Annotated in this window: 23 protein-coding genes and 1 other RNA gene; 16 read left to right on the top strand and 8 right to left on the bottom strand. The window is 33.5% G+C overall.

Annotated features, from left to right (window positions below):
* Positions 1-18 precede the first annotated feature (18 nt).
* Complete coding sequence (locus ACODH8_RS05310; RefSeq protein WP_420517605.1) at positions 19-1,026, top strand: class I SAM-dependent methyltransferase; 1,008 nt, start codon at positions 19-21, stop codon at positions 1,024-1,026.
* A gap of 18 nt (positions 1,027-1,044) precedes the next feature.
* Positions 1,045-2,229 carry an acetate kinase gene (locus ACODH8_RS05305; protein WP_332465983.1) on the top strand — a complete coding sequence of 395 codons (1,185 nt, stop codon included), beginning with the start codon at positions 1,045-1,047 and terminating at the stop codon, positions 2,227-2,229.
* A gap of 45 nt (positions 2,230-2,274) precedes the next feature.
* Here ACODH8_RS05305 and ACODH8_RS05300 read toward each other — a convergent pair whose 3' ends face one another.
* From ACODH8_RS05300 to ACODH8_RS05290, 3 genes are all read right to left on the bottom strand, one after another.
* Positions 2,275-2,748, bottom strand: coding sequence for a universal stress protein (locus ACODH8_RS05300; protein ID WP_332465982.1), 474 nt, complete (start codon positions 2,746-2,748; stop codon positions 2,275-2,277).
* Between the two features lie 398 nt (positions 2,749-3,146).
* Positions 3,147-3,335: non-coding RNA, 6S RNA (gene ssrS, locus ACODH8_RS05295), on the bottom strand.
* Positions 3,336-3,393: 58 nt separating this feature from the next.
* Positions 3,394-4,665 (bottom strand): replication-associated recombination protein A, encoded by a 1,272-nt coding sequence (locus ACODH8_RS05290; RefSeq protein ID WP_332465981.1) that lies wholly within the window; start codon positions 4,663-4,665, stop codon positions 3,394-3,396.
* A 110-nt stretch (positions 4,666-4,775) separates the two neighbouring features.
* On the opposite strand from ACODH8_RS05290, the gene ACODH8_RS05285 reads away from it, so the two are divergent.
* The 4 genes from ACODH8_RS05285 to ACODH8_RS05270 all read left to right on the top strand — a co-directional run bounded on the left by ACODH8_RS05285 (position 4,776) and on the right by ACODH8_RS05270 (position 7,779).
* Positions 4,776-5,252 carry a DUF3013 family protein gene (locus tag ACODH8_RS05285; protein ID WP_420517604.1) on the top strand — a complete coding sequence of 159 codons (477 nt, stop codon included), beginning with the start codon at positions 4,776-4,778 and terminating at the stop codon, positions 5,250-5,252.
* An 18-nt stretch (positions 5,253-5,270) separates the two neighbouring features.
* On the top strand, positions 5,271-6,218 hold the full coding sequence (gene prmA, locus ACODH8_RS05280; RefSeq protein ID WP_332465979.1) for a 50S ribosomal protein L11 methyltransferase: 948 nt from the start codon (positions 5,271-5,273) through the stop codon (positions 6,216-6,218).
* A gap of 3 nt (positions 6,219-6,221) precedes the next feature.
* Positions 6,222-6,974, top strand: coding sequence for a 16S rRNA (uracil(1498)-N(3))-methyltransferase (locus ACODH8_RS05275; protein WP_420517603.1), 753 nt, complete (start codon positions 6,222-6,224; stop codon positions 6,972-6,974).
* 121 nt (positions 6,975-7,095) lie between these two features.
* Positions 7,096-7,779 carry a (p)ppGpp synthetase gene (locus tag ACODH8_RS05270; RefSeq protein WP_332465977.1) on the top strand — a complete coding sequence of 228 codons (684 nt, stop codon included), beginning with the start codon at positions 7,096-7,098 and terminating at the stop codon, positions 7,777-7,779.
* 49 nt (positions 7,780-7,828) lie between these two features.
* Here ACODH8_RS05270 and ACODH8_RS05265 read toward each other — a convergent pair whose 3' ends face one another.
* Both ACODH8_RS05265 and ACODH8_RS05260 read right to left on the bottom strand, forming a co-directional pair.
* On the bottom strand, positions 7,829-9,037 hold the full coding sequence (locus ACODH8_RS05265) for a chloride channel protein (RefSeq protein WP_420504321.1): 1,209 nt from the start codon (positions 9,035-9,037) through the stop codon (positions 7,829-7,831).
* Positions 9,038-9,055: 18 nt separating this feature from the next.
* Entirely contained in the window at positions 9,056-9,379 is a 324-nt protein-coding gene (locus ACODH8_RS05260; RefSeq protein ID WP_332465975.1) for a metalloregulator ArsR/SmtB family transcription factor, read from the bottom strand.
* Positions 9,380-9,634: 255 nt separating this feature from the next.
* Between ACODH8_RS05260 and ACODH8_RS05255 the strand changes: the two genes are divergently transcribed.
* From ACODH8_RS05255 to ACODH8_RS05225, 7 genes are all read left to right on the top strand, one after another.
* Positions 9,635-11,854 carry a bifunctional (p)ppGpp synthetase/guanosine-3',5'-bis(diphosphate) 3'-pyrophosphohydrolase gene (locus ACODH8_RS05255; protein WP_332465974.1) on the top strand — a complete coding sequence of 740 codons (2,220 nt, stop codon included), beginning with the start codon at positions 9,635-9,637 and terminating at the stop codon, positions 11,852-11,854.
* Positions 11,855-11,866: 12 nt separating this feature from the next.
* Positions 11,867-12,313 (top strand): D-aminoacyl-tRNA deacylase, encoded by a 447-nt coding sequence (dtd, locus tag ACODH8_RS05250; protein ID WP_420517602.1) that lies wholly within the window; start codon positions 11,867-11,869, stop codon positions 12,311-12,313.
* 74 nt (positions 12,314-12,387) lie between these two features.
* Positions 12,388-13,683: an FAD-dependent oxidoreductase gene (locus tag ACODH8_RS05245; RefSeq protein WP_420517600.1), complete on the top strand. Its 1,296-nt coding sequence runs from the start codon at positions 12,388-12,390 to the stop codon at positions 13,681-13,683.
* Complete coding sequence (locus tag ACODH8_RS05240) at positions 13,684-15,168, top strand: helix-turn-helix domain-containing protein (RefSeq protein WP_420517599.1); 1,485 nt, start codon at positions 13,684-13,686, stop codon at positions 15,166-15,168.
* Between the two features lie 248 nt (positions 15,169-15,416).
* Positions 15,417-16,919 (top strand): glycerol kinase GlpK, encoded by a 1,503-nt coding sequence (gene glpK / locus ACODH8_RS05235; protein ID WP_420517598.1) that lies wholly within the window; start codon positions 15,417-15,419, stop codon positions 16,917-16,919.
* Positions 16,920-16,950: 31 nt separating this feature from the next.
* The gene (glpO, locus tag ACODH8_RS05230) at positions 16,951-18,765 is read left to right on the top strand and encodes a type 1 glycerol-3-phosphate oxidase (RefSeq protein WP_420517596.1); all 1,815 of its coding nucleotides are present in this window, start codon (positions 16,951-16,953) and stop codon (positions 18,763-18,765) included.
* A 4-nt stretch (positions 18,766-18,769) separates the two neighbouring features.
* Positions 18,770-19,486 (top strand): MIP/aquaporin family protein, encoded by a 717-nt coding sequence (locus tag ACODH8_RS05225; protein ID WP_332465968.1) that lies wholly within the window; start codon positions 18,770-18,772, stop codon positions 19,484-19,486.
* A gap of 53 nt (positions 19,487-19,539) precedes the next feature.
* On the opposite strand, the gene ACODH8_RS05220 is transcribed toward ACODH8_RS05225, so the two are convergent.
* Positions 19,540-20,841 (bottom strand): N-acetylmuramoyl-L-alanine amidase, encoded by a 1,302-nt coding sequence (locus ACODH8_RS05220; RefSeq protein WP_332465967.1) that lies wholly within the window; start codon positions 20,839-20,841, stop codon positions 19,540-19,542.
* 390 nt (positions 20,842-21,231) lie between these two features.
* On the opposite strand from ACODH8_RS05220, the gene aspS reads away from it, so the two are divergent.
* From aspS to ACODH8_RS05205, 3 genes are all read left to right on the top strand, one after another.
* Positions 21,232-22,995, top strand: coding sequence for an aspartate--tRNA ligase (gene aspS, locus ACODH8_RS05215; RefSeq protein WP_420517595.1), 1,764 nt, complete (start codon positions 21,232-21,234; stop codon positions 22,993-22,995).
* Between the two features lie 45 nt (positions 22,996-23,040).
* Positions 23,041-23,925, top strand: a complete 885-nt coding sequence (locus tag ACODH8_RS05210; protein WP_332465965.1) for a YitT family protein — start codon at positions 23,041-23,043, stop codon at positions 23,923-23,925.
* An 87-nt stretch (positions 23,926-24,012) separates the two neighbouring features.
* Positions 24,013-24,753: a class I SAM-dependent methyltransferase gene (locus ACODH8_RS05205; RefSeq protein ID WP_420517594.1), complete on the top strand. Its 741-nt coding sequence runs from the start codon at positions 24,013-24,015 to the stop codon at positions 24,751-24,753.
* 13 nt (positions 24,754-24,766) lie between these two features.
* On the opposite strand, the gene ACODH8_RS05200 is transcribed toward ACODH8_RS05205, so the two are convergent.
* Both ACODH8_RS05200 and ACODH8_RS05195 read right to left on the bottom strand, forming a co-directional pair.
* Positions 24,767-25,060, bottom strand: a complete 294-nt coding sequence (locus ACODH8_RS05200) for a GIY-YIG nuclease family protein (protein WP_420517592.1) — start codon at positions 25,058-25,060, stop codon at positions 24,767-24,769.
* Positions 25,047-25,793 carry a tRNA1(Val) (adenine(37)-N6)-methyltransferase gene (locus ACODH8_RS05195; RefSeq protein ID WP_420505107.1) on the bottom strand — a complete coding sequence of 249 codons (747 nt, stop codon included), beginning with the start codon at positions 25,791-25,793 and terminating at the stop codon, positions 25,047-25,049. Before ACODH8_RS05195 ends, ACODH8_RS05200 begins: the two co-directional genes overlap by 14 nt.
* Positions 25,794-25,917 lie beyond the last annotated feature (124 nt).

Below are 25,917 nucleotides of genomic sequence, written 5' to 3'. Positions count from 1 at the left end.
ATGGAAGAGGTGGAGCTATTGTCACAGACTGACGTAGAAAAGGGCTTTCAACTTTTACTTGAATCAATTGAGAGTTTACAAGTTGCTCTAGACACATCTTTTTTTGATGCCTACATTGAAAACAATGAAAATCTTTTAGATGGAAAAAGAGTTCGTGTTGTTGATGGAGTCCCTTCAAAAGAAGAAGTTAAAAAAATTGAAGAGCTATATGAAGAACTTTCAGTTTTATCATTAAATCAAGAGGAACGACGAAAAATAACACAATTGGTACTCTTGAAAGGATCGATGAAAGAAACAGTTCAAGCTAATCATCAACTGACGCCAGATGGCATTGGTTTTTTATTTGTCTACATTTTGGAACAACTTGCGAGTAAAGAAGAACTTATTACTTTGTTTGATCCAGCTGTAGGGACAGGTAATTTGTTGTATACAGTGATGACTAATCTTAATTTAGCTAACAGAAAAACAAAAGGATTTGGTGTTGACGTAGATGATACCTTGCTTAGTGTTGCTGCAGTTAATAAAGAATGGTTAGAACTTACAGCAGAGCTTCATCACCAAGATAGTATCGATCCGTTATTAATTGATCCAGTTGATTTTGCTTTATCAGATTTACCTATTGGTTATTATCCGTTTGATGAAAAAGTAATGGATTATCAAATAGCGGCAGATCAAGGTCATAGTTATGCTCACCATGTGTTGATGGAAAAAGCAATGAAACACGTGAAAGAGGATGGATTCGGTCTGTTTTTAGTCCCAAGTAATCTTTTGGAAACTGAACAAGCTTCTTTTTTAACAAATTGGTTAAAGAATGAGGTATACTTACAAGCAGTGCTACAATTACCAAGTTCTTTATTTAGTCAAAAAAGTCTTGGCAAGTCAATTCTGATTGTTCAAAATAAGGGTGAGAATTCTAAACAAGCTAAAGAAGTTTTATTAGCCGAATTGCCTTCTTTAAAAGAAACTCAATCAGTATTAACATTTATTAATGAATTTCGTGCTTGGCGCGAGTCTAATATTAAATAGAAAAGGAAGAAAAAAATCATGTCAAAAACAATTGCAATTAATGCAGGTAGTTCAAGTTTAAAATGGCAATTATATGTAATGCCAGAAGAAACAGTTATCGCTCAAGGAATCGTGGAAAGAATTGGTTTAAACGATTCAATCTTTACAATCAAACATGGAGAAGGTCAAAAATTTGAATTAGTTCAAGATATTCCTAACCATGAACTTGCTATTAACATGTTATTAGAACAATTATTAGAACTTAACATTATTGGTTCTTACGAAGAAATTACAGGAGCTGGCCACCGTGTTGTTGCTGGTGGAGAGCATTTTAAAGAGTCAATTATTATTGATGCTGATGTATTAAAAACAATTGAAGATTTATCAGACTTTGCTCCATTACATAATCCAGCTGAAGCTCAAGTAGTTCGCGTATTTGAAAAAGTATTACCACATACATTAAACGTTGCGGTATTTGATACTTCTTTCCATACAACAATGCCAGCAGTAAACTACTTATACAGCATTGATCAAAAATATTATGAAGAATTTGGTGCTCGTAAATACGGAGCTCACGGAACAAGTCATCGTTATGTTTCTGAAAGAGCTATTGATATGTTAGGTAAACCTGCTGAAGAAACTAAAATTATTACTTGTCACTTAGGTAATGGTGCTTCTATTACTGCTGTTGACGGCGGTAAATCAGTTGATACATCAATGGGATTCACTCCACTTGCAGGTGTAACAATGGGAACTCGTTCAGGCGATATTGATCCTTCATTATTACAATACTTAATGGAAAAATTAGAATTAACTGATATTAAAGACATGATTAACATTTTAAATAAAGAATCAGGACTTTTAGGTTTATCAGGTGTATCAAGTGATATGCGTGACTTAGAAAACTCTGAAGAAGAATCTGCTAAATTAGCATTAGAAATTTTTGCTGACCGTGTACGTAAATACATTGGTAGCTACATTTCAGTAATGAACGGTGTAGATGCTATTGTCTTTACAGCAGGTATTGGTGAAAATGACATTAACATGCGTAAAGCAATCATCAATGGCATTAGCTGGTTTGGTTGTGAAATCGATGACGAGAAAAACAATGTTCGTGGTGACGAACGTGTGATTTCAACTGATGATTCTAAAGTTAAAGTATTCTTAATTCCAACTGATGAAGAATTAATGATTGCTCGTGACGTTGAAGCGTTAAAAAAATAAGACATAAGAAAAGAGGTTCCTGAAAAAGGAGCCTCTTTTTTAGTCTTATTTTTTTTCTTTTGGTAATAGTTGATTATTAACATCTGTTCTAACAATTAAAACGTCACAATGAGCATGACGAGCGACATAACTTGAAACAGAACCAATTAAAATTCGTTCCATCGCGTTTAAACCTGTTGCTCCTAACATAATCAAATCAATTTTATAGTCTTTTTGAAGTTGTTTAGAGATAACTGTTTTTGGGGCACCGTACTCAATAACTGGATAGATGTCTTTAATACCGTGTTCTTTTGCATATGCTAAGTAGTCATCAAGAGTCTCTCGGGCAACTTTTGTTGCTTCTTCCGCTAAGTTTTCATCAAAGCTAGAAACTGATTCAAAAGCTCTAATGTCGATGACGTGAGCTACGTACAAGATTGAGTTATTTCGTTTAGCTACTTGAACAGCCTTTTTAAAAGCTTGCTCAGATTCACTAGACCCGTCAATTGCAACTAGAATTTTATCGTATTCTTTTAACATGATGTAACACCCTTTCTATGACCTTCTATTTCATATTTTTTGAAAGACGAATGGAAAAAAATGCTGAGGATATTAAAACCATTGAAATAAAAAATAAAGCAGTTACTTTAGTGGCTAAAAATAGACTCAGTACTAGGCCAATTACACCTAAAACAAGTAATGTAGTGGCCATGTTGTTAATGTTTTGTTTGTTAGCTTCTTTAAAAACGATTATTAAATCAGTTAGGTGCTTTTTGAAGTACCAACCGAGAATAATTAGGATTAAACTAAACAAAAATAGAAGTATTTGTATCAATTATATCACAATCCCATCTAAATAAATGTAAAAAATAAAGGATAATCTTTAAATTTTAGAAATAAAAAAAGGCATTTGCTGATTTAGCAAACCCCAAAATAAAAAAATATCCGTCGATGCCGTTATGTACTCAGTTTGGTTGAACCCGCCTTTTATGCAGGTGGGAATCGTTAGTATTATGTCAAACTACCAAGTGATAAGGCTTGTTTTTCATAATATCTGGTTAATTCCCAAGGTAAAATTATTTGTTCGGTCAACACTAATGGGAGTACGACGTACATCACAGATATTCTCTATACATGTATCTTAACACAAGAAAGCGGATTACTCAATTATAAGGAGGTTAAAAATTATTTTTTTGCATCTTCAATTTGAATTAATCTCTGAGCTAGACCTCTTTCATACTTACCAGTTTCTTTTGGTGAATAGTAACGTCTATTTTTTATTTTTTGAGGTAGATAACTTTGTTTAATCCAACCACCTGGGAAGTCGTGAGGGTATTTGTAATCAACTCCTCGACCTAATTCTTTAGCGCCTTGATAATGACTGTCTTTTAGATGATCTGGTACTTCTCCAATATTACCCATTCTAATATCAGCAAGAGCCGCATCAATTCCTAAATAAGCAGAGTTAGATTTAGGTGATAGACAAAGATCAACCACACATTGGGCTAAGGGAATTCTGGCTTCAGGAAAACCTAATTTTTCAGCTGCTTGAACTGCTGAGACAGTTCTTGAACAAGCTCCAGGATTGGCAAGTCCAATATCTTCATAGGCGATTACAAGTAACCTACGACAGGCAATTAACAACTCACCTGCTTCAATTAGGCGAGCTAAATAGTGAAGAGCAGCATCTACATCACTTCCACGAATTGATTTTTGAAAAGCTGAGATGACATCATAATGAGCATCACCATCTTTGTCATGAGAAAAGGCTTTTTTCTGGATACATTCTTCCAAGATGTCTAATGTTAGATGGATTTTTTTATCATCAGAAACAGGAGTTGATTTACTGGCTAACTCTAATCCGTTTAAAGCGCTTCTAAGATCCCCATTAGTAGCTCGGCTTAAATGTAGTAAGGCCTCAGAAGACATCTCAATTGGCAGATTACCTAACCCTTTTTCTTTATCTTCCAAAGCTCTATGAACAGCTGTTTCAATGTCATCTTCGGTAAGTGCTTTGACTTCGAATATTTGAGAACGACTTCTAATAGCTGGATTAATGGCAATGTAAGGATTTTCCGTTGTTGCTCCAATCATTACAATTCGACCATTTTCTAAATGAGGTAATAAAAAGTCTTGTTTGGGTTTATCTAAACGATGAACTTCATCTAATAATAGGATGACGGTTCCACTCATTTTGGCTTCTTCCACAACAACCTGTAAGTCTTTTTTAGTATCAGTCGCAGCGTTGAGCATTCTAAAGGCGTAATTAGTAGATCCAGCAATAGCACTTGCGATACTTGTTTTTCCAGTTCCAGGAGGTCCGTATAAAATCATAGAAGAAAGCATCTTTGCTTCGACCATTCGGCGAATGATTTTTCCTTCACCTACTAAATGTTGTTGTCCAACAATTTCATCAATCGTTGTGGGTCTCATTCGATAAGCTAATGGTTTTTGCATAATTTCCCTCCTAAAGTTATTTTGTTCATTATAACATATCTTTCCATTGGCAAAGCCTTGTGTTTTCGGTATGATAAGGACATCCAAATAAAAGAAAAAGAGAGAAAAAAATGAAAAAAGAAAATGTCTTAGAAGTATTAGAAAAAGAACTTGAAAAACATATTACAGAAGCTGATTTTGCTATTGATTGGAATCCTAAGAAACATCAATTTGAAGTTTTAGTTGCTTTGTTTGCTGAAAATAAAGATCAAGAAAGTATTGAAGACGAAGAAGGGATTGTTAGTGAAGAAGAAGTCATCGAATTTGAAGATGCCATTTTATTTTTCGCTAATGAATCAGATGTTATTCCAGAAGATGAGTACTTAACAGAAATTAAATTTGACCGTAAAAAAGGATTATCAAGAGAGTGGTTACGTACGTTTGCCACATACTTAAATGAAGTATTAGTTGAAGGACAAAGTGATTTATTAGACTTTTTAGAAGATGAGACGATTGAAGTTTTTGAGTTAAACTGGAATCAAGAGGAATTTGACAACCGCATCTCAGTTATTGAATCACATCAATTTGTATCGTATCCAAAATATTAGTGAAAGAGGCAAAAAATAATGAAGTGGAATCAAGTATCAGTCTTAACAACAAGCGAAGCAGTGGAAGCTGTCTCAAATATTTTAATGGAAGCAGGAGCTAATGGCGTTGCGATTGAAGACTCGTTAGATGCTCTTAATTTTGAAAGTGATGCCTTTGGTGAAATCTTAGATATTGAAACATTTGACCATATTAAAGAAGGCGCAAAAGTTATTGCTTACTTCCCAGAAACTGTCTTTTTACCAGAAATTTTGCCAACTGTTGAGCTAAGAGTTAACCAATTAGAAGACTTTGGTTTAGAAGTTGGAGAAAAAACAATTGAAACATCAGAAGTGGTAGAAAATGACTGGGCAACAGCTTGGAAAAAATATTACCATCCTGTTAATATTTCTCGTTATTTAACAATCGTTCCTGAATGGCAAGAATACACACCTCATTCAGCTGATGAGCATGTCATGAAGTTAGACCCAGGAATGGCATTTGGAACAGGGACACACCCAACAACACGTTTAACACTTCAAGCTTTAGAGGTTGTTTTACGAGGTGGTGAAACAGTAATTGATGTGGGAACAGGTTCAGGCATTTTAAGTATTGCAAGTAAGTGCTTAGGAGCAGAAACTGTTTATGCTTATGACTTAGATGACGTTGCAGTAGCTTCTGCTAAAGAAAATATGAATTTAAATCCAATTGCTAAAGATGTGATTGTGGATGCAAATAATTTATTAGTTGGAATTGATAAAAGAGCAGATGTGATTGTCGCTAATATTCTAGCAGATATTATTATTGAATTAATTCCCGATGCGTATCGTTGTTTGAATGACAATGGAACGTTTATTATTTCAGGCATTATTGAAGACAAAGAAGCAAGTGTGTTAGAAGTTTTATATGCTAATGGATTTGAGGTAGACCAAAGATTCCAACAAAAAGACTGGTTAGCTTTCATTATTAAGAAAGTTACTGAGGATTAGGCAATGCAGCGTTATTTTATAAAGGATAATTATTCTGAAGGAGAAATGATTTATCTAACGGGAGACGACTACCACCATGCAGCCCATGTGATGCGCATGAAAGTTGGAGAAGAGTGTTTTCTGACTTTTGAAAATTCTATTGCTGTTGTTGGCGAATTAGTTGAAATATCTGAAGATAAGCTCGTTTTTAAAGAAATCAAAAAAGAAAATCAAGAAAAAGAATTACCCTATGATGTTACTGTTGCTTGTGCCTATACTAAAGGCGATAAATTAGAGTTTGTGGCTCAAAAAGCAACGGAATTAGGTATGACAAAATTAATTGGATTTCCAGGAAAAACGTCAGTAGCTAAGTGGGATGAAAAAAAATTAACTAAAAAAGTACCTCGCTTTGAAAAAATTGTTAAAGAGGCGGCTGAACAATCTCATCGTCAAAAAGTGCCAGCAATTGAGCTGTTACCATCATTTAAACAACTAATCACTCAACTAGCAGATTACGATAAGATTTTAGTGGCTTATGAAGAATCAGCTAAAGAAGGCGAAACTAAAAGTTTAGTTAAAGCACTTCAGACAGTATCAAAAAATGATAAAGTATTGATAATTTTTGGTCCAGAAGGAGGCATTGCACCTGATGAAATCAAAGAATTTGAAAAAAATAATGCCATCCTTTGTGGTTTAGGACCTAGAATATTACGAGCAGAAACAGCTCCTCTATATGCTTTATCAGCAATGAGTTATCAGTGGGAGCTTTTAAATTAAATATGTAAAAGAACAAGTTAATTTTAATAAGTTAGCTTGTTTTTTTTGTTAAAAAGTCTTTTAAAATTCATAAAATCACTGTATATTGAATGAAGTGAATAAAAGACCGGAGTGAAGTGGTATGGAATTTTCATCAAATGAATTAATCAAATTAATTAATAATGATAACCCAAAAGAAAACAGTTATATTGGAGCTTTTGAAATCTATAAAAAATTAATTATCTATTATCAGTCAGCAATAGATGAAGTAGAAACTAAGCTAAGAATTATTAACCGTGAGTTATCAGGTTCAAATATTGTGGGAAGAAATGATATGATTCATCAGATTCAAAGTCGTGTTAAAACATTAAATAGTATCGTAAAAAAATTAGATAGAAAAGATTTGTCCTTTTCAAAAGCAATTGTGGAAGAAGAATTAGCAGATGTAGCAGGAATTAGAGTAATTTGTTCTTATGTGGATGATATTTATATGATTTTAAATTCTTTAAGTCATCAGTCAGATATTAATATTCTTGAAGTAAAAGACTATATAGAGCATCCAAAACCAAGTGGTTATAGAAGTTTACATGTTATTTTAGAAATCCCTGTTTTCTTTTTTAAAGAAACAAGAAAAGTGAAAGTTGAAATTCAATTTAGAACCATTGCTATGGATTATTGGGCAAGTTTAGAGCATGGACTAAGATATAAAGAAGCAGAAATTGACCATAACTTAAGTGATAGATTGGAAGCAGCTTCTAAAATTATTACCATGATGGAAGAAGAAATGTTAACGATTCGAAATGAAATTGAAGGATTAGAAAAATAAATAAAAACCACAACATCAATTTTTAATGAATTGATGTTGTGGTTTTTTGTTAAGCATTTTTAGGAGCCATCACCTTTTTTTGAACCATAAAACAGGCACCTACTAAAAGAATAATAGGGAAGATGTTTAATGGGAAAAATAGAGCAATAAATAAGGAAATACCAATAGGAGATTTTAGTATGGTAATTCCCATAGCAGTAGCTGTTACAGCAGCGATAAAGACAACATCAAAACCACTGAATAAATGTGTTAAGCTAAATCCTAAAAGAATAGAAGCAAAAACGATAGGGAAAATGTCTCCTCCAACCCATCCAGTGTTTAAACAAATCTCGAGAAAAACTAATTTTAAGATAACTAATCCAACTAAGAATAAGAAAGAATATTGGAAATATTTTTCTGGAACCATGCCAAGGCTTGTCTGGCCAGAAAACATTAAGCTTGGTAGAGAAAGAGAAACTAAAAAGATAGCGACAGACCCAAGTAAAGTTTTTTTGATAGGTTGATCTTGCCAAAAATTAAACCATTTTTGCATCTGTTTTTTTAGTAGAAGGTAGGCTTTACCAAAGGCAATACCAATAATCATCAATGGAATCAAAAGAATAAGTTCTTTCAGATGCCAGTTAGATACCCCCATATGACTAATAAAAGAGGGTTGTTCTGTTAGTTTCATTAAAAAAGTAAATGAAAATAAACCGTTAAAAGTAAATAGGGTATTAATAATGATATTCACACGTTTTGCTTTAGGATGATTTGAAGCTTTGTCTTGGCTGTAAGTTACAATATACTCAGTCGGATGAAACATGCGTCTAAGTTTTTCTTTAACAGTTAGGGTTATAAATGTATCTTGATTGAAAAATAGATAACGTAATTTATCAGCCTGCCAAACAGAAAGCATCACGATTGAACTTAATAAAGCAGCCTCAGGTCCAACACCAGCACCGAAAATTAAAATAAAAAGAGCTACGGTTAAATTTTTAAAAACAGGTCTGTAATCTATTGTTAGATTAGCTTTTAATTCTGAAATAGTATGATGAGCTACATGTGGGTAATTTCCCCATTTATGCTTGAGTAAGCCAATAATTAAACCACCTATAAGACAAGCAATAAAAGATAAGAGAATATTTCCCTGAATGGCTCCCCATAATTGATGAGACAAGTTACTCTCAAGAAAAATGAACACAAAGGAAATGCCCCCAATTAAAGAGCTTAATAAAATACCGTATAAAGCTATGCGAAAATTAAGTTGATGTTTTGTCATGTGAAGAATCCTTTCGAATTAAGATATATGAGTAAAATCAAGACCAATATGAACAAAATGCATAATTTTAGGATGGTCAGTGTAATACATGATTTGTTTACCATCACGTTCACTTTTTATTAGGTTATTTTTTTTTAAAATTTGTAAGTGATGTGAGGTTGTGGCAACAGAAGAATTTACTAAAGTTGCTAAATCAGAGACACACAATTTACCTTCATGAGCTAATAAATAAATTAATTGAAATCTGATTTCTTTAGACATTAATTTAAAAAAAGCACTGAATGTTTGTGAGTCTACATCATCCAATAAAGTAGTTAGATGAGATAAGTCCTTTTCAGTCATTTTTTCACTCCTAAATAATAAGATATTAGTTATTTCAAAGTATGATAACATAAAAGAAAAGACATTCAAAGATAATTAAGAATGTTTTTAGGAAAGATACTGAAACTCTTGTTGTAAATGATTGAAATACTAAAATAAAGTGAGTATAATTAGTTTAATCTAATCAAGAGAATGGAAGCAATTAGCTAACATTAATAAAAAGAGGCTAGCTCTTTTGAGTCAGTCTCTTTTTCTATAAATAAAAGGAGGAGTCATATGCCAAAAGAAAAAGTATTAACCGATAAAGAAGTCATTCAAATGGTATCAGAATATATGGGTCCAGAACATGTTGAGTTTGTACAAAAAGCATGTGACTACGCAACAAAAGCTCATGCCGAACAATTTAGACAATCAGGAGAACCTTATATTGTTCATCCTATTCAAGTAGCAGGGATTTTAGCCGAACTTAGAATGGACCCTCATACTGTAGCAACTGGATTTTTACATGACGTAGTTGAGGACACTGAAGTAACTTTAGAAGATTTAAGAGAAGAATTTGGACCTGATGTTGCTATGTTAGTAGATGGTGTAACCAAATTAGGTAAAATTAAATACAAATCTCATGAAGAGCAATTAGCTGAAAATCACCGTAAAATGTTATTAGCTATGTCTCAAGATTTACGTGTTATCATGGTTAAATTAGCCGACAGAGTTCATAATATGAGAACATTAAACCATTTAAGAGAAGACAAACAGCGCCGAATTGCTAAAGAAACCTTAGAAATTTATGCACCATTAGCGCATCGTTTAGGGATTAGTTTGATTAAATGGGAACTTGAAGACCGTTCGTTACGTTATTTAAATCCTAGACAATATTATCGTATTGTTCACCTAATGAATTCAAAACGCGGTGAACGTGAGATGTATGTTAATCAAACAGTTGATGAAATTAAAGAAGCGACTGAGGATCTTGGGATTGATGCTGAGATTTATGGTCGACCAAAACATATCTACTCAATTTATCGTAAAATGAAAGACAAGAAAAAAGAGTTTGCTGAAATTTATGATTTATTAGCGATTCGTGTTTTAGTGGATTCAATAAAAGATTGTTACGCTGTTTTAGGAGCTATTCATACGAAATGGAAGCCACTACCGGGCCGATTTAAAGACTATATTGCAGTTCCTAAAAATAACATGTATCAATCTCTTCATACAACAGTTATTGGACCAAGTGGAAATCCAATTGAAATCCAAATTAGAACTCATGAAATGCATGAAATAGCTGAATTTGGTGTGGCAGCTCACTGGGCTTATAAAGAAGGTAAAACTGAAAAACAAGACGATAAAAATGCGAATCAAATTAGTTTATTACGTGAAATTATCGAGTTACAAGATGAAAACTATAATGCATCAGAATTTATGGACAATGTCAAAGGTGAAATTTTTAGTGATAAAGTTTACGTCTTTACACCAAAAGGAGATGTCACAGAACTACCTAAGGGCTCTGGTCCGTTAGACTTTGCCTACAATATCCATACTGAAGTAGGTAATAAAACAACGGGTTCTAAAGTTAATGGTAAGATGGTTCCTCTTGATTATAAACTGAAAAATGGCGATATCATCGAAGTCTTAACTTCAGCTAATTCATTTGGTCCAAGTCGAGACTGGGTTAATTTGGTAGCAACGAGTCGTGCTAAAAATAAAATCAAACGATTCTTTAAAGATAAAGATCGTGATGAAAATATTGAAAAAGGTCGCACCATGTTAGAGCGTTATCTGTTAGATAATGACTTTGCACCAAAAGATTTCTTAACTAAAGAAAAGATAGCTGATGCCCTAGAGCGTTTTAACTATCAAACAGCAGATGATTTATTTGCTTCGATTGGTTTTGGAGAAGTAACGACTCAAGTTGTTTATAACCGTTTAACTGAAAAAGAACGAAAAGAACGTGGTGTCAAAAAACAACAAGAAGAAGCAGAAGAGTTGATGAAACAACCTGTTCAGAAAAAAGACCCTAATAAAATGAAGATTCGCCATGAAGGTGGTATCGTTATTCAAGGAGCTGATAATTTATTAGTTCGTATTAGTCGTTGTTGTAATCCCGTTCCTGGAGATGAAATTGTGGGGTATATTACTAAAGGGCGCGGTGTGTCTATTCACCGTAAAGATTGTCCTAATATGGTAAATAGCTCAGAAGAAGAACAACAACGTCAAATAGAAGTTGAGTGGGAAGATACTGCAGCAAGTGGCAATCAAGATTACAATGCTGACTTGGAGATTTATGGCTATAATCGTACGGGACTTTTAAACGATGTATTGTTAGTTGTTAATTCTCAAACGAAAAAACTTGTTGGTGTTGAAGCAAGACCAGCTAAAAATAAAATGGCGGTTATTCATTTAACTTTAGGAATTCAAAATTTAAGCCATTTAGAACAAATTGTGGATAAAATAAAAGCTGTTCCAGAAGTATATAGTGTACGTCGTACGAATGGGTAAAGGAGCGTATTCATGAAAGTTGTTTTACAAAAAGTTAATCAAGCGCAAGTAACTGTGGATGGAGAAATAATAGGTAAGATTGGCACAGGCTATGTTCTTCTTGTGGGTGTGGCAGAAGGTGACACTGAAAAAGAGGCTGATTACTTAGCTAAAAAAATAAACGGGTTACGTATTTTTGAAGATACAGAAGGCAAAATGAATTTAGACATTCATCAAGTATCAGGAAGAGTGTTATCTATTTCTCAGTTTACGCTACTAGCTGATACTAAAAAAGGTAATCGTCCAAGTTTTACTAAATCAGCTCATCCAGATGAAGCCTTAAGATTGTATGAGTATTTTAATGAACAATTAAGAGGATATGACTTAGATGTTGAAGAAGGTCAATTTGGAGCGCATATGAAAGTTGCTTTAGAGAATGATGGACCAGTGACAATTGTTTTTGACACAGACCATAAATAAAAAGGAGATTGTAGTATAAGTAAGAGAGCTTGTACTACAATCTCTTTATTATCCTAAAATGAAAGGGTTTTATTATGAAGATAGTTATTATTGGAGCTTCCTTTTCAGGAGTTCATTGTGCACTAAAAGCTAAAGAATTATATCCATATGATGAAGTTATTCTGATTGAAAAAGAAGAAGAATTAGGCTATTTACCAAGTGGACTGACTCTTTTGTTAAATAAGGAAATAGCATCATTAGATGAAGCCAATTTTATTTCAAAGGAACAAATAGTCCAGTCGGGAATTCATTTGATGTTAGGGATTTGTGTTAAAAGCTTTGATTTTACGAATCAAAGTCTTTCAACGACAGATGGTGAAGTTTTCTATGATCGTCTAGTGTTAGCTATGGGGTCTTCTCAGTTTTCTCAAAAATTAATGAGTGAACATACAGGATTTTTAACTTATAAAAAGAAAAAAGAGGCTTTAAATGCCTTTGATAAATTAAATGAGACAGACCAAGTGGCTGTTATTGGTGCAGGACAAGCAGGAATGGAGCTTGCTAGTGCATTGGTTCATTGCGGAAAACGAGTAACTCTAGTAGAAAGTATGGATTATCCTCTGTATAAATCGTTTGATAAGGAATTTATTGAACCACTAGTAGCCTCAATTAAGCGAAATGATTCGATTGAAACCTTATTTGGTCAAACAGTACGCGAAATTACTGATAATAAAACTTTAAGATTAGTGACTCAACAAAAAGAAATTGAAAGTGAAGCGATATTTTTAGCAACCAATGTGCGACCTAATCTAGCTATTTTTGAAGGGAAATTAGATTATCATGTTGACCAAACTTTAAAAGTAGATCACTATTTTGAAACATCTGAACCCAATGTATTTGCGATAGGTGATTTAATTCAAGTGCCCTCACTTTTATTAGATCAAACTGTTTACCTACCATTAATCAATAATGCCATTCGTTCAGGAACTATTTGTGCTGAAAATTTAAAAGAAAAGCAAACTGAATATTTAGGCTCAATTCGAATTATCGGGACTAAAGTATTTGATTATTATTTAGCTAGTTGTGGATTAACAGAAGCCGATTCCTTTTTGTATGAGGGGCAAGTAGCGACTGTGACAATCAACGCACCTTTTACAATCGCTGAAACGGAGCCCGTTCGAGTGAAGTTTACTTACAATCAAGAAACAGGTGTGTTACTTGGAACTCAAATTATGTCAAAACAAAATATTTTAGATAAAATAAATACTTACGCATTAGCGATTGATATGAAGATGACTATTAAAGAATTAGCCCAAAAAGATTATTTTTATCACCCGTCTTATACTAATCCACTTATTGATATGCCACAGTTGGAACAGCGAGGGGTATAAATGAATTACGAAAGTTTATTAGATAAAAAAGAAATCACTCAGCTAAGCTTATTAAAGCATCTAATGCTTGATAATGGTCAAGATACGATTCAATCAATGGTTCAAAAATTAGGAGTCTCCAAATCCTCTCTTGAAAATTACATAGTAGATCTTCATGAGGTGCTACTTGATTATCATGGGAAAATAGAATTAATTGAAGATGGTGCGGTTCTTCGTTTAGAAATGGCTAATGATTTTTCAATGAGTGAAGTGGAAACTGACTTTTATTTAAGTTCGACAAAATATAAAATAGTTAATTATTTGTTTCATCATCGTGAATTTTCGCCAGTCTACCTATCTAACGAGCTTTTGATTAGTGAATCAACCTTATTTAGAAAGATTAAAGAGTTGAACCAATCTTTAAGCGAGTTTGAAATTAGTATTTGGCAAGGGAAACTAATTGGAGAAGAATCTCAAATTAGGTATTTTTATTTTCAATTTTATTGGTACCTAACAGAATCAAGAAAAGAAAATTTAGACAAGAGTGAAATATCTTATTTAAAAATGATTGAAAAAGCGTTAGAAATAGATTTTTCTTTTGATAGTCAAAAAAAGATAATCTTATGGTTTAGAATCACTAAAAAAAGATTAGCTGTAAGTAATCAGGATTATTCTGAACTTATAAAAAAGTGCGCTCCTTATGAAAGAGATCCACTGTATAAAAAAATCAGAGAAATTACGTTACGAATGATCGGACATTACGCCATTGAAGTTGAAGAAGAAGAAGCGATGATTCACTTTAGCTTTTTAATATCGATGTCTATTCTATCAGAAGAAGATTTTTATGAATATTCACTTAATCGGTCACGATTTACTCCAACGGCTCTACTGGATACAGTTGTTCTAGAAAGTTTACTGATGTACTACAAACCTTTAATTGTACCTAGAAAATTAGAAAAACATATTTATTTTTTACTAGCACAAATACATCCCAGACTTTATTTTTTTACAGGAGATATAGAGATTTATCACCGAGAAAACATCTGGAACATTGAAAGTTATTTATCAGGTCATTCTATGAGAACTTTAACGAATCATTTATTAAAAATAGCTACTAAGCAATTAAAAATTAAACCTAATGATGACAATAGTTTATTGCCAATAACGGAAATTAAATATTTAAGTATTGTGGTAATCATGGATAGCTTGTTAAGTAGAGATGTGACAGTAGGTGTTTCTTTAGAAATGGACAACTTATTTAAAGAAGCAACGGTGAATATGTTGATGGTTCAATTAAGTAGTATTAATGGAGTTCTTTGTGAACCTTACAAGAAAGGAACTAACTATGATTTGATATTAACCAATCAATCACAAATAGATTGGAAAAGTGAGGTTTATGTCTTTTCTGAGTTAGGGACCAACTATGATTTTCAAAAAATAAAGCAAACTATTAGAAAAATATATCAAGAAAAAAATAATCCAAAGCTGAATCGTAGCTTACTTTAAAGAACAATCGTTTTAAATCCTATTAATTTTATTAATAGGATTTGAACGGTTATTTATTTTGTGGTTAAAATGATGCTTTATTTAGTTAATATTAGGTATAAAAAGACAATTAACCTTGTTTTTACTGAATCAGTCATTTTTTTTACAAATTTTACAAAAAAATGACTGTTTAAATAATGCAAAAAACGGTATCATAGAGATACGAAAAAGAAAGCGTTATCTTTTTTACGAATTAAGGAGGAAGAAAAATGACAGAACAACAGTACATCATGGCAATCGATCAAGGAACAACAAGTTCAAGAGCAATTATCTTTGACAAGGCTGGTAATCATGTGGGAAGTTCACAAAAAGAATTTACCCAAATTTTCCCTGAATCTGGTTGGGTAGAACACAATGCCAATGAAATTTGGAATTCAGTTCAATCAGTTATTGCAGGGGCATTAATTGAATCTAATGTCCGTCCTGAAAATATTAAAGGGATCGGAATTACGAATCAACGTGAAACAACTGTTATTTGGGATCGTAAAACAGGTAAACCAATTTATAACGCCATTGTTTGGCAATCACGTCAATCAGCTCCAATTGCTGACAAATTAAAAGAAGATGGTTATGCAGAGATGATTCACTCTAAAACTGGTTTAGTTGTGGATGCTTACTTCTCAGCGACTAAAGTTCGTTGGCTTTTAGATAATGTAGAAGGTGCTCAAGAGCGTGCTGAACGTGGAGAATTAGCATTTGGTACGATTGATACTTGGTTATTATGGAAATTAACAGATGGAAATGTTCACGTAACTGATTACTCAAATGCTGCTAGAACAATGATGTATAACATTATGGACTTAAAATGGGATGATGAAATTCTAGAATTATTAAACATTCCAAAATCATTATTACCAGAAGTAAAAAGTAACTCAGAAGTATACGGACATACTCAAAGTTATCATTTCTATGGTAGTGAAGTTCCTATTTCTGGTATGGCAGGAGACCAACAAGCAGCATTATTTGGCCAATTAGCCTTTGAACCAGGTATGATTAAAAATACTTACGGAACAGGTGCTTTCATCGTAATGAATACAGGTGAAAAACCACAAATTTCTAAAAATAACTTATTAACAACTATTGGATATGGTATTAATGGAAAAGTTTATTATGCTTTAGAAGGTAGTGTGTTTGTCGCAGGTTCAGCAATTCAATGGTTACGTGATGGTTTACGTTTAATTGAAACAGCACCTCAATCAGAAGAATTAGCTAATGCCTCAACAGGAGACGATAGTGTTTATGTGGTACCAGCCTTTACTGGATTAGGCGCTCCTTACTGGGATTCAGATGCTCGTGGAGCAATCTTTGGCTTAACTCGTGGTACAACGAAAGAAGATTTAGTGAAAGCAACACTTCAATCAATTGCTTATCAATCTAAAGACGTTATTGATGCTATGAAAGAAGATTCAGGTATTGATATTCCAGTTCTTAAAGTCGATGGTGGAGCAGCGAAAAATGATATGTTAATGCAATTCCAATCAGATATTTTAGATATTAATGTAACACGTGCACCAAACTTAGAAACAACGGCTTTAGGAGCAGCATACTTAGCAGGTTTAGCAGTTGGTTTCTGGAAAGATTTAGATGAATTAAGAGAATTTGCTGGTGAAGGTAGTACATTCAAATCGGCTATGGCAGCAGAAACACGTGATGATTTATACTCTGGCTGGAAGAATGCTGTTGCAGCAACTCAATCATTTAAACGTAACTAAAATAAGTAAATAGAAATGAAGGATGATTAAAGTGAGTTTTTCTATTAAAAATCGCGAAGCATCAAAAGAAATAGTAAAAAATGAAGTAATAGATGTTTTAATCATCGGTGGTGGGATTACAGGAGCAGGAGTTGCAGTTCAAACTGCAGCTTCTGGTATGACCACAGCTCTAGTTGAGATGCAGGATTTTGGTGAAGGAACTTCTTCTCGTTCAACCAAGTTAGTTCATGGTGGTATTAGATACTTAAAAAACTTTGATGTTGAAGTGGTATCTGACACTGTAAGAGAAAGAGCGACAGTTCAAAGAATTGCTCCTCATATTCCAAAGCCTGATCCGATGTTGTTACCTATTTATGATGAACCAGGATCTACTTTTTCAATGTTTTCGGTAAAAGTTGCGATGGATTTGTACGATCACTTAGCTGATGTGACTAATCCTAAATTTACCAATCAAGTTTTAACGAAAGAAGAAGTCATTGAAAGAGTTCCAAAGATCAATACAGATAAACTCTTAGGAGGTGGTTTGTACTTAGACTTTAGAAATAACGACGCTAGGCTAGTAATTGAAAATATCAAACAGGCTAATGCTGATGGTGCTCATCTTTTAAGCAAAACAAAAGTAATAGGTTTTATGTTTAATTCAGAGAATAAAGTTTCTGGTGTGAGAGTTGAAGATCAACTGACTAAAGAAATTTATAGCATTGAAGCAAGAGTTGTGATCAATACAACTGGACCTTGGTCAGATACGATTCGTCAATTAGATACAAAAACAAGTATTCCAAGTATTATGAGACCGACAAAAGGAGTCCACTTAGTAGTTGATAAGTCTAGGTTAAGCGTATTGCAACCTACTTATTTTGATACAGGTAGACATGACGGACGTATGGTATTTGTTATTCCACGAGAAGATAAAACTTATTTTGGGACAACAGATACTGATTACACAGGAGACTTGAAGCATCCTAAAGTAACCAAAGAAGACGTTGATTATTTGTTAGAAATCATCAATCATCAATTCCCAGAAGCTCATATTGTTATTGATGACATTGAAGCAAGTTGGGCAGGATTACGTCCTTTAATTTCTGCGAACGGTGGTTCAGATTATAATGGTGGTAACAACGGTAGTATGTCTGATGAGAGCTTTAACCGAGTTGTTGAAAGTGTTACAAGTTATGTAAACCAAGAAACAACTAAAGAAGATGTTGAAAAAGTAATCAAATCGGCAGATACGAGTTTAAGTGAAAAAAGTAATTCTTCTATTTCGCGTGGTAGTAGCTTAGAAGTAGATGATAGAGGGTTAGTAACTCTTGCAGGTGGAAAGATTACCGATTATCGCTTAATGGCAGAAGGCGCATTGCATCTGATTGCTAAACTTTTATCTGATCAAAAAGAATATGATTTAGTAGACTCAAGTAATTACCCAGTTTCTGGGGGACACTTTGATTATACTAAGGTAGATGAAGTTTTAGCTACATCTGTCCACCAAGCTCAACTTAAAGGGTTAAATGAAGAAGATAGTTTATTTTTAGCTCATTTGTATGGCTCTAATATAGAAACAGTCTTGAATTATGTTAATGAAGAGATACCTGGATTAACACAAGGCGAATCTATTAGCTTGATGTATTCATTAAACCATGAGATGACATTAACACCAGTTGATTATTTGTTAAGAAGAACTAATTATTTATTATTTATGAGCGAAAAATTGGAACGAGTTAAACAACCAATTATTAACAAAATGACTGAGTTTTTCGATTGGAATGATGAGCAAGTTAAGGCTTATACATTAGAATTAGAAGAAACAATTAATGAATCAAAACTAATTAATATAAAAAAGGAGAATTAATATCATGAGTGGAGATACTTTACAGATTTTCAGTGAGTTTTTAGGAACGTTAATCTTAGTTTTACTAGGTAACGGTGTAGTAGCTGCTGTTTCATTAGAAAAAAGTAAGGCACAAGGTGCTGGTTGGGTAGTTATCACATTAGGTTGGGGTGCTGCAGTAACAATCGCTGTTTATGCTTCAAGCTTTATGGGACCAGCTCATTTAAACCCAGCAGTAACGTTAGGTATGGCAGTAGCAGGTAATATTGGATGGAACATGGTAGCACCATTTATTATTGCTCAAATTTTAGGTGGTATCGTTGGAGCAGCTCTTGTGTGGATTACTTATATGCCACACTGGGAAGCAACAAAAGATCAAGCTACTATTTTAGGAACATTTGCAACAGGACCTGCAATCAGAAACCCATTATCAAATATGATTACTGAGTTAATCGGTACATTTGTATTAGTATTTGCTTTATTAGCATTCGGACGTACAACATTTGCTGATGGTATGAATCCATTAATCGTAGGTGTGTTAATTCTTTCATTAGGTTTATCTCTAGGTGGACCTACAGGATACGCAATTAACCCTGCCCGTGATTTAGGACCTCGTATTGCTCACCAATTATTACCAATTGCTAACAAAGGTGAATCTGACTGGGGTTACTCTTGGGTACCAGTTGTAGGACCAATGTTAGGTGGTTTATTAGCAGCTTTAGTATGGGGATTAATTCCATAAACCAATAAAGATAAATAAAAAACTACTTTCATCATTGAAAGTAGTTTTTTTGTTTATTCTTTTAGTTCGTTAATATAAGTATTTAAGCCATCATTAACAGCTTGTGCTACCTTTTTATGGTATTTATCGCTTTGTGCGTAAGCAGCGTCTGTATCGTTGTTAATGTAGCCTAATTCAAGAAGAATCGCAGGCCTTTCATTTTCTCTTAAAACTTGGTAATCGTATTTGGCAAAGCCACGATTATCAAGAGGTAAAATACTAGCGATTTGATCATTAACAGCTTGTGCTAAAGGTCTACCTGAGTCATGACGATAGAATGTCGTTGTACCAGAACCTTCATTCGGATTACCAGAAGAATCGTAATGGAAGCTCACAAAAGCATCAGCTTTGCTTTCATTACTTTTTTTAGCAATTCGAGATAACGTAACAAAATCGTCTCCTGAGCGAGTCATTAGGACGTTGTATCCATTACTTTCTAGTTTTTTCTTAACAGCTTCAGCTGTCTGGAGTGTTAATGTTTTTTCAAGAACAGTTCCATCGTTCGTTTCAGCACCAGGGTCTTCTCCGCCATGCCCTGGGTCTAACATAATAGTGTACTCAGCTTTGGGTTCCTCTGGACGCTTGTCTTTTTTATGAAGAGGGTTATTTGTTACTTCCCATGTTCTGACATAACCCGTCTCTCCGTCTTCTGTTTTAATTTGATACCAGTCGTTGTCTCCAGTTTCTTTTAAGCGAACTTTATCAGCATAGTTTAAACTTGCTACTTCTTTACTAGAAACAGAAGCTTCGTTATGTAGGGCGACTTTGTCTAAGGTTATTTGTAGGGATTCATCCACTTCAAATTTTGGCTGATGACTTTTCCGAATATCTAAAGAGCTTGAAGGGACCCAACCGTACATGTCATTGGCATAAATCCTACTCCATCCATTAGATTCAAGAGTAACAAAGACTGTTTGTTTTCTTTTTAAGGTATCAAGAGTTTTACTGTCTTCATTCTTTTTCTCTTTTAGTGCAGTTTTTTTGTCAGTAACAATTGCTGGTAAATAAGTATAGGGACTTGAAGTACCGTCGAAAATTAACCAGTCAGCAACCCAACCTTCAGCTTTATCTGCTGTTTGGATTTTATACCAACCTGATTTTTTTTCTTTAATCGTCACTTTGTCTTCACGATGAACTTGGGTAATAACTTTTGAGTTTGGCCCTGGTTCTTTGTGTACGTTAAGGGCAGTTGTTTGAACTTCAACAATTTGGTTCGTGCCCCTCATAAAATAAAAACCAGATAATACGATAATAATAATGAGTAGATTAAATAAAAAAAGCTTAATCATATTTCTGCTAGTAGTTGATTTTCTCACAGTGATTGCTCCAATAAATTTATTAGTTTTAGTTAGGACAATTATAACAAAAAATAAGAAATAAAAGTAGTGAATTAGATTTATTGTAAAGCTCTTGACTTTTATGAAATAATCTAGTAGCTTTTAATTATAATATCTGTGAAAGAGCAAGAGCTTTTTACCTTAAGAGAAGATTAAACTTGGTGAAATTAATCTATCAAAAAGCTGAGACACTCTGGAGATGAATGACCAAAAATCATTCCGTTACGAGCGTTAATCGTTTGAGAAAAGAAACTAAAAAGTGGTTTCTTAAATTTAGGTGGTACCACGTGTGAAAATCATTCGTCCTTGTTTGTAAAAACAGGGGCTTTTTTTATTATCTAAAAACAAATAGAGGAGACAAGAGAAAAGATGGATAACAGAACAACGTATTGTGGATTTATTAATCAAGAACATTTAGGTCAAGAAGTAACTGTTAAAGGTTGGGTTCAAAAAAGACGTGACCTAGGAGGGTTAATCTTTATTGATTTAAGAGATAGAGAAGGAATTGTACAAATTGTATTTAATCCTGAAACGTCTGAGGAAGCTTTAAAATTAGCTGATAAATGTCGTAGTGAATTTGTTATTGGTGTTAAAGGGAAAGTAGTTAACCGTGAAGGTGCTGTTAACCCTAATATGAAGACAGGTGAATTTGAAATCATCGCTAGTGAAATTGTTATCTACAACGAAGCTAAAACACCTCCATTTGTAATTGGAGATGAAAATGTTAATGAAGATACTCGTATGAAATATCGTTTTATGGATATTCGTCGACCAGAAATGTTTAACAATTTAAAATTAAGACATGAAACAAGTATGGTGATTCGTAATTTCTTAAATGACAATGGCTTTATTGATGTTGAAACACCTTACTTAAACAAATCAACGCCAGAAGGAGCTCGTGACTATTTGGTACCTTCTCGTGTTCATGAAGGACATTTCTACGCGTTACCCCAATCACCACAAACAACAAAACAGTTGTTAATGGGAGCTGGTGTGGATAAATATTACCAAATCGTTCGTTGTTTCCGTGATGAAGATTTACGTGGAGATCGTCAACCAGAATTTACACAGGTCGATATTGAAACAAGTTTCTTAACAGCAGAAGAAATTCAAACATATACTGAAAACATGTTAGCTAAAGTAATGAAAGATGTTATGGGACAAGAGATTATCTTACCTTTCCCACGTATGACGTATGATGACGCAATGGCGCGTTACGGAGTAGATAAACCCGACACACGTTTTGCAATGGAATTAATTGATATGCAAGAGGCTGTTAAAGACATTGAATTCAAAGTTTTCCAATCAGCTTTAGAAAATGGTGGAGCAGTGAAAGCTATTAATGCTAAAGGTGCAGCTGGTAACTACTCTCGTAAAGATATGGACGCTTTAGGTCAATGGTTATCTCAATTTGGAGCTAAAGGTTTAGCGTGGGTTAAAGTAGAAGAAGATGGTTTGAAAGGACCAATAGCTAAGTTCTTATTAGAACACCAAGAAACAATTATCGCTACAACAGAAGCTGAAGTAGGCGATTTATTAATGTTTGTAGCTGATAAACAAGAGGTGGTTGCAGCATCATTAGGTGCATTAAGAAATCGTTTAGCAAAAGAATTAGACTTAATCGATGAAAATCAATTTAACTTCTTATGGGTTGTTGATTGGCCATTACTTGAATATGATGAAGAAGCAGGCCGCTATGCAGCAGCTCACCATCCATTTACAATGCCAAAAGCAAGTGATGTAGAACTACTTAAAACAAATCCAGAAAAAGTTTATGCAGAAGCCTATGATGTTGTCTTAAACGGTTACGAATTAGGTGGGGGATCACTTAGAATTTACCAAAGAGACGTTCAAGAAGATATGTTTACTGCCTTAGGATTTACAAAAGAATCAGCTCAAGAGCAATTCGGCTTCTTAATGGATGCTTTAGAATACGGATTCCCACCACATGGAGGAATCGCTTTAGGATTAGACCGCTTAATCATGTTATTAGCAAAAAAAGACAATATTCGTGAAGTGATTGCTTTCCCTAAAAATAATAGAGCTATTGATTTAATGACAGATGCACCAGGAACAGTTTCAGAAGACCAATTAGTAGAATTACATTTATCAATTCAATCAGAAGAAAAATAAAGGATGTTCACGATTTTACTCACGTGAAGGAGTTAAGTTAGGAAAATGGAAAAGATAGAAGACCTCAGAGATAAGTTTTTTCAAAAACAGTATATGGAAAAAATATCAATGGCTGTTATCAACGGAATACTACAAGCAATTGCTTTGAATCTGTTTTGGCGACCAGGACATATTTATGCCAGTGGGATTACCGGGATAGGACAAATAGTAGTAACTCTAACGGAAAATGCAACGGGAGTAGAGTTACCTATGTCGGTTGTTCTTTATATGTTGAATGTGCCTTTATTTATATTGGCATGGTTTAAAATCAGTAAAAAATTTACAATATTTACTATGATTTCAGTTTTTATGACGTCGTTGTTTATTCAGATTATTCCTGTAACTGTTTTATCTAAGGACCCTATTATTTGTGCTATTTTTGGTGGGGCAGTTTGTGGATTAGGTGTTGGTTTGGCATTAAGAAGTGGGTTGTCTTCTGGAGGTCTCGATATTATTAGTGTGACCATTAGAAAAATGACTGGTAAAAATGTTGGTTCATTAAATATTATTATTAATGCTTGTATTATCATGACTTCAGGCTTCTTGTTTGGATGGCCATATGCTTTTTATAGTGCTTTCTCTATTTTTGTTAATGGAAAAGTAGTTGATGTGGTCTTTACTAAACAGAAAAAAATGCAAATTATGATAGTCACAACAAAACCAGACGCTGTGATTGAACAAGTTCAAAGACGCATTCGTCGTGGTATCACCATCGTTAATGATGCTGAAGGAGCTTTTAATCATAATAAACAAACTATTTTGATTACCATTATCACAAGGGATCAGATTCCATTACTACAAATTGCTATGAGAGACTCGGATCCCAAAGCGTTTGTTAGTATCTCAGAAAATGTCACCATTATGGGGAATTTTTATGAAGCTCTAGATTAATATGAAAAGTTGAGTCTTAAGATTATTTTCTTAAGGCTCAATTTTTTATTATGATACAATGAGTTTAATTTAAAAGGAGGTAGTCAGATGTTTGTTGAGTATGGAAAATTAAGTACAAAGCTTTATGAAATAACAAAACCTGTCGGACAATCAATAGATGGAGATATTGAGTACTACTATGAAAAACTAAAAAGTATTAAAGGGCCTATCTTAGAAGCTGGAGTTGGTACAGGCCGTATGTTGATTCCTTTTATTCAAAAAGGATTAAACGTTGAAGGGGTTGATTTATCAGAAGAGATGTTAAGTCAATGTCGTCACAATATGGCAGACTATCAAGTAGAAGGAACTATTTTTCAAGGCGATTTAACTCAACTAGATATTGAAACTCGTTACGATGCTATCATGATGCCGACAGGTAGTTTTTGTTTGTTACCAAAAATGATTATAAAAGATGTGTTACGTTCGTTATTAAATCATTTGACAGAGAATAGTCAATTGATGATTGATATAGAATTACCTATGTGGTTTAAGTCTGATGAAGTAAGTGTTTCAAACTATTCAATAACAGAAGACACAGGAATATTATTTACAAGTACAGCCCAAGAGATGAACTGGCATGAACAAAAAGTCTCTTACATTCATCGTTATGAATTAGTAGAAAAAGGTGTCATTACTGAAACAGAAATCTCTAATTTTACATTGTATTGGTATGGTATTGAAGAATTTAAAGGGATTTTGAAAGAAGTTGGTTTTGCAGATATCTCGTATACGATTGGTTATGAAAAAAATGAATCAGCTTCTTTAGTAACATTTTTTGCGAAGAAATAATAAAAAAGACAACCTAATTACTTAGGGTTGTCTTTTTTGGTGTTTTAAATTGTAACAAATAGTTTTCTTTTTGTTTTCTAGTGAGTTGTTTAAAGGCATATTCTGCTTTCATCGCTTCACTTCTAGTCGTGAAAACTTCATGATAAATCATTTTAGCAGGTCGCCTTTTAGCTAACTTTGTATATTTAGCTCCGGTTCCGCTGTTATGTTCTTCCAAGCGGCGGTCTAAATCAATGGTGTATCCTGCATAAAAAGTATTATCTTTACAATGAAGGACATAAAAATAATGTTCTTTATTTTCCACCATGTAACATATCCTTAATAGTTGGTAAATACTCATTGTCTTCACCGTAAACGTAAAGAGGAGGTAAGATTTTTAAACCATCTGTTTTTCCGTCTTTAATACCCTCTATCAAAATAGTATTGGCTTCTTTACCTTCTTTTGGATAAATAAATTGAATTTTCTTAGGAGCAATTCTGTGTTGTCTCATACTATCTAAAATATCCATTAATCTATCAGGTCTATGAACCATTGCAATTTTGCCATTCATTTTAAGTAATTTACTAGCAGATTGAAACACATCATCTAATTTTAAATGGATTTCATGTCTAGCGATGGCGTAATAAGGATTTGGATTTTTTTTGCTATTTGGCTGCTCTTTAAAATAAGGTGGATTACAAGTGATAAAGTCAACAGAATCACTGTTAATTTCCTCTAACACATTTTTTATATCCAGTTGTTTCATTGTTACTTGATCTTCAAAATGATTAAGTAAAATGCTTCTTTTTCCCATATCAGCTAAACGTTCTTGTAATTCAACCCCAATAATTTCGGCATTAGTTTTTGGGGCCATAAACAAAGCGATGGCTCCATTTCCGGAGCAAAAATCAACAATAGTACCACGTTTAGGAATAGAAGCAAAATGAGCCAATAATACAGCGTCTAGGGAAAAAGAAAAAACATCTGGGCTTTGAATTATTTGAACGCCTTGAGATACCAGTTGGTCAATTCTTTCTCCTTCTAATAATAAGTCTGTCATCTTAAATGTCCTTTCAAATCAGTCTTTTTATTATAGCATGGCTTTACGGAATTGAAATAAGAAAAACTTGCAAGTTCTTGTAAATTTGGGCATACTGATAAGGAATTGACAGAAAGGACAAAAA

Source organism: Vagococcus fluvialis (genome assembly GCF_048815235.1).
In the GTDB taxonomy this organism is placed as follows: Bacteria; Bacillota; Bacilli; order Lactobacillales; family Vagococcaceae; genus Vagococcus.
This window is presented reverse-complemented; position numbering and strand designations above follow the sequence as displayed.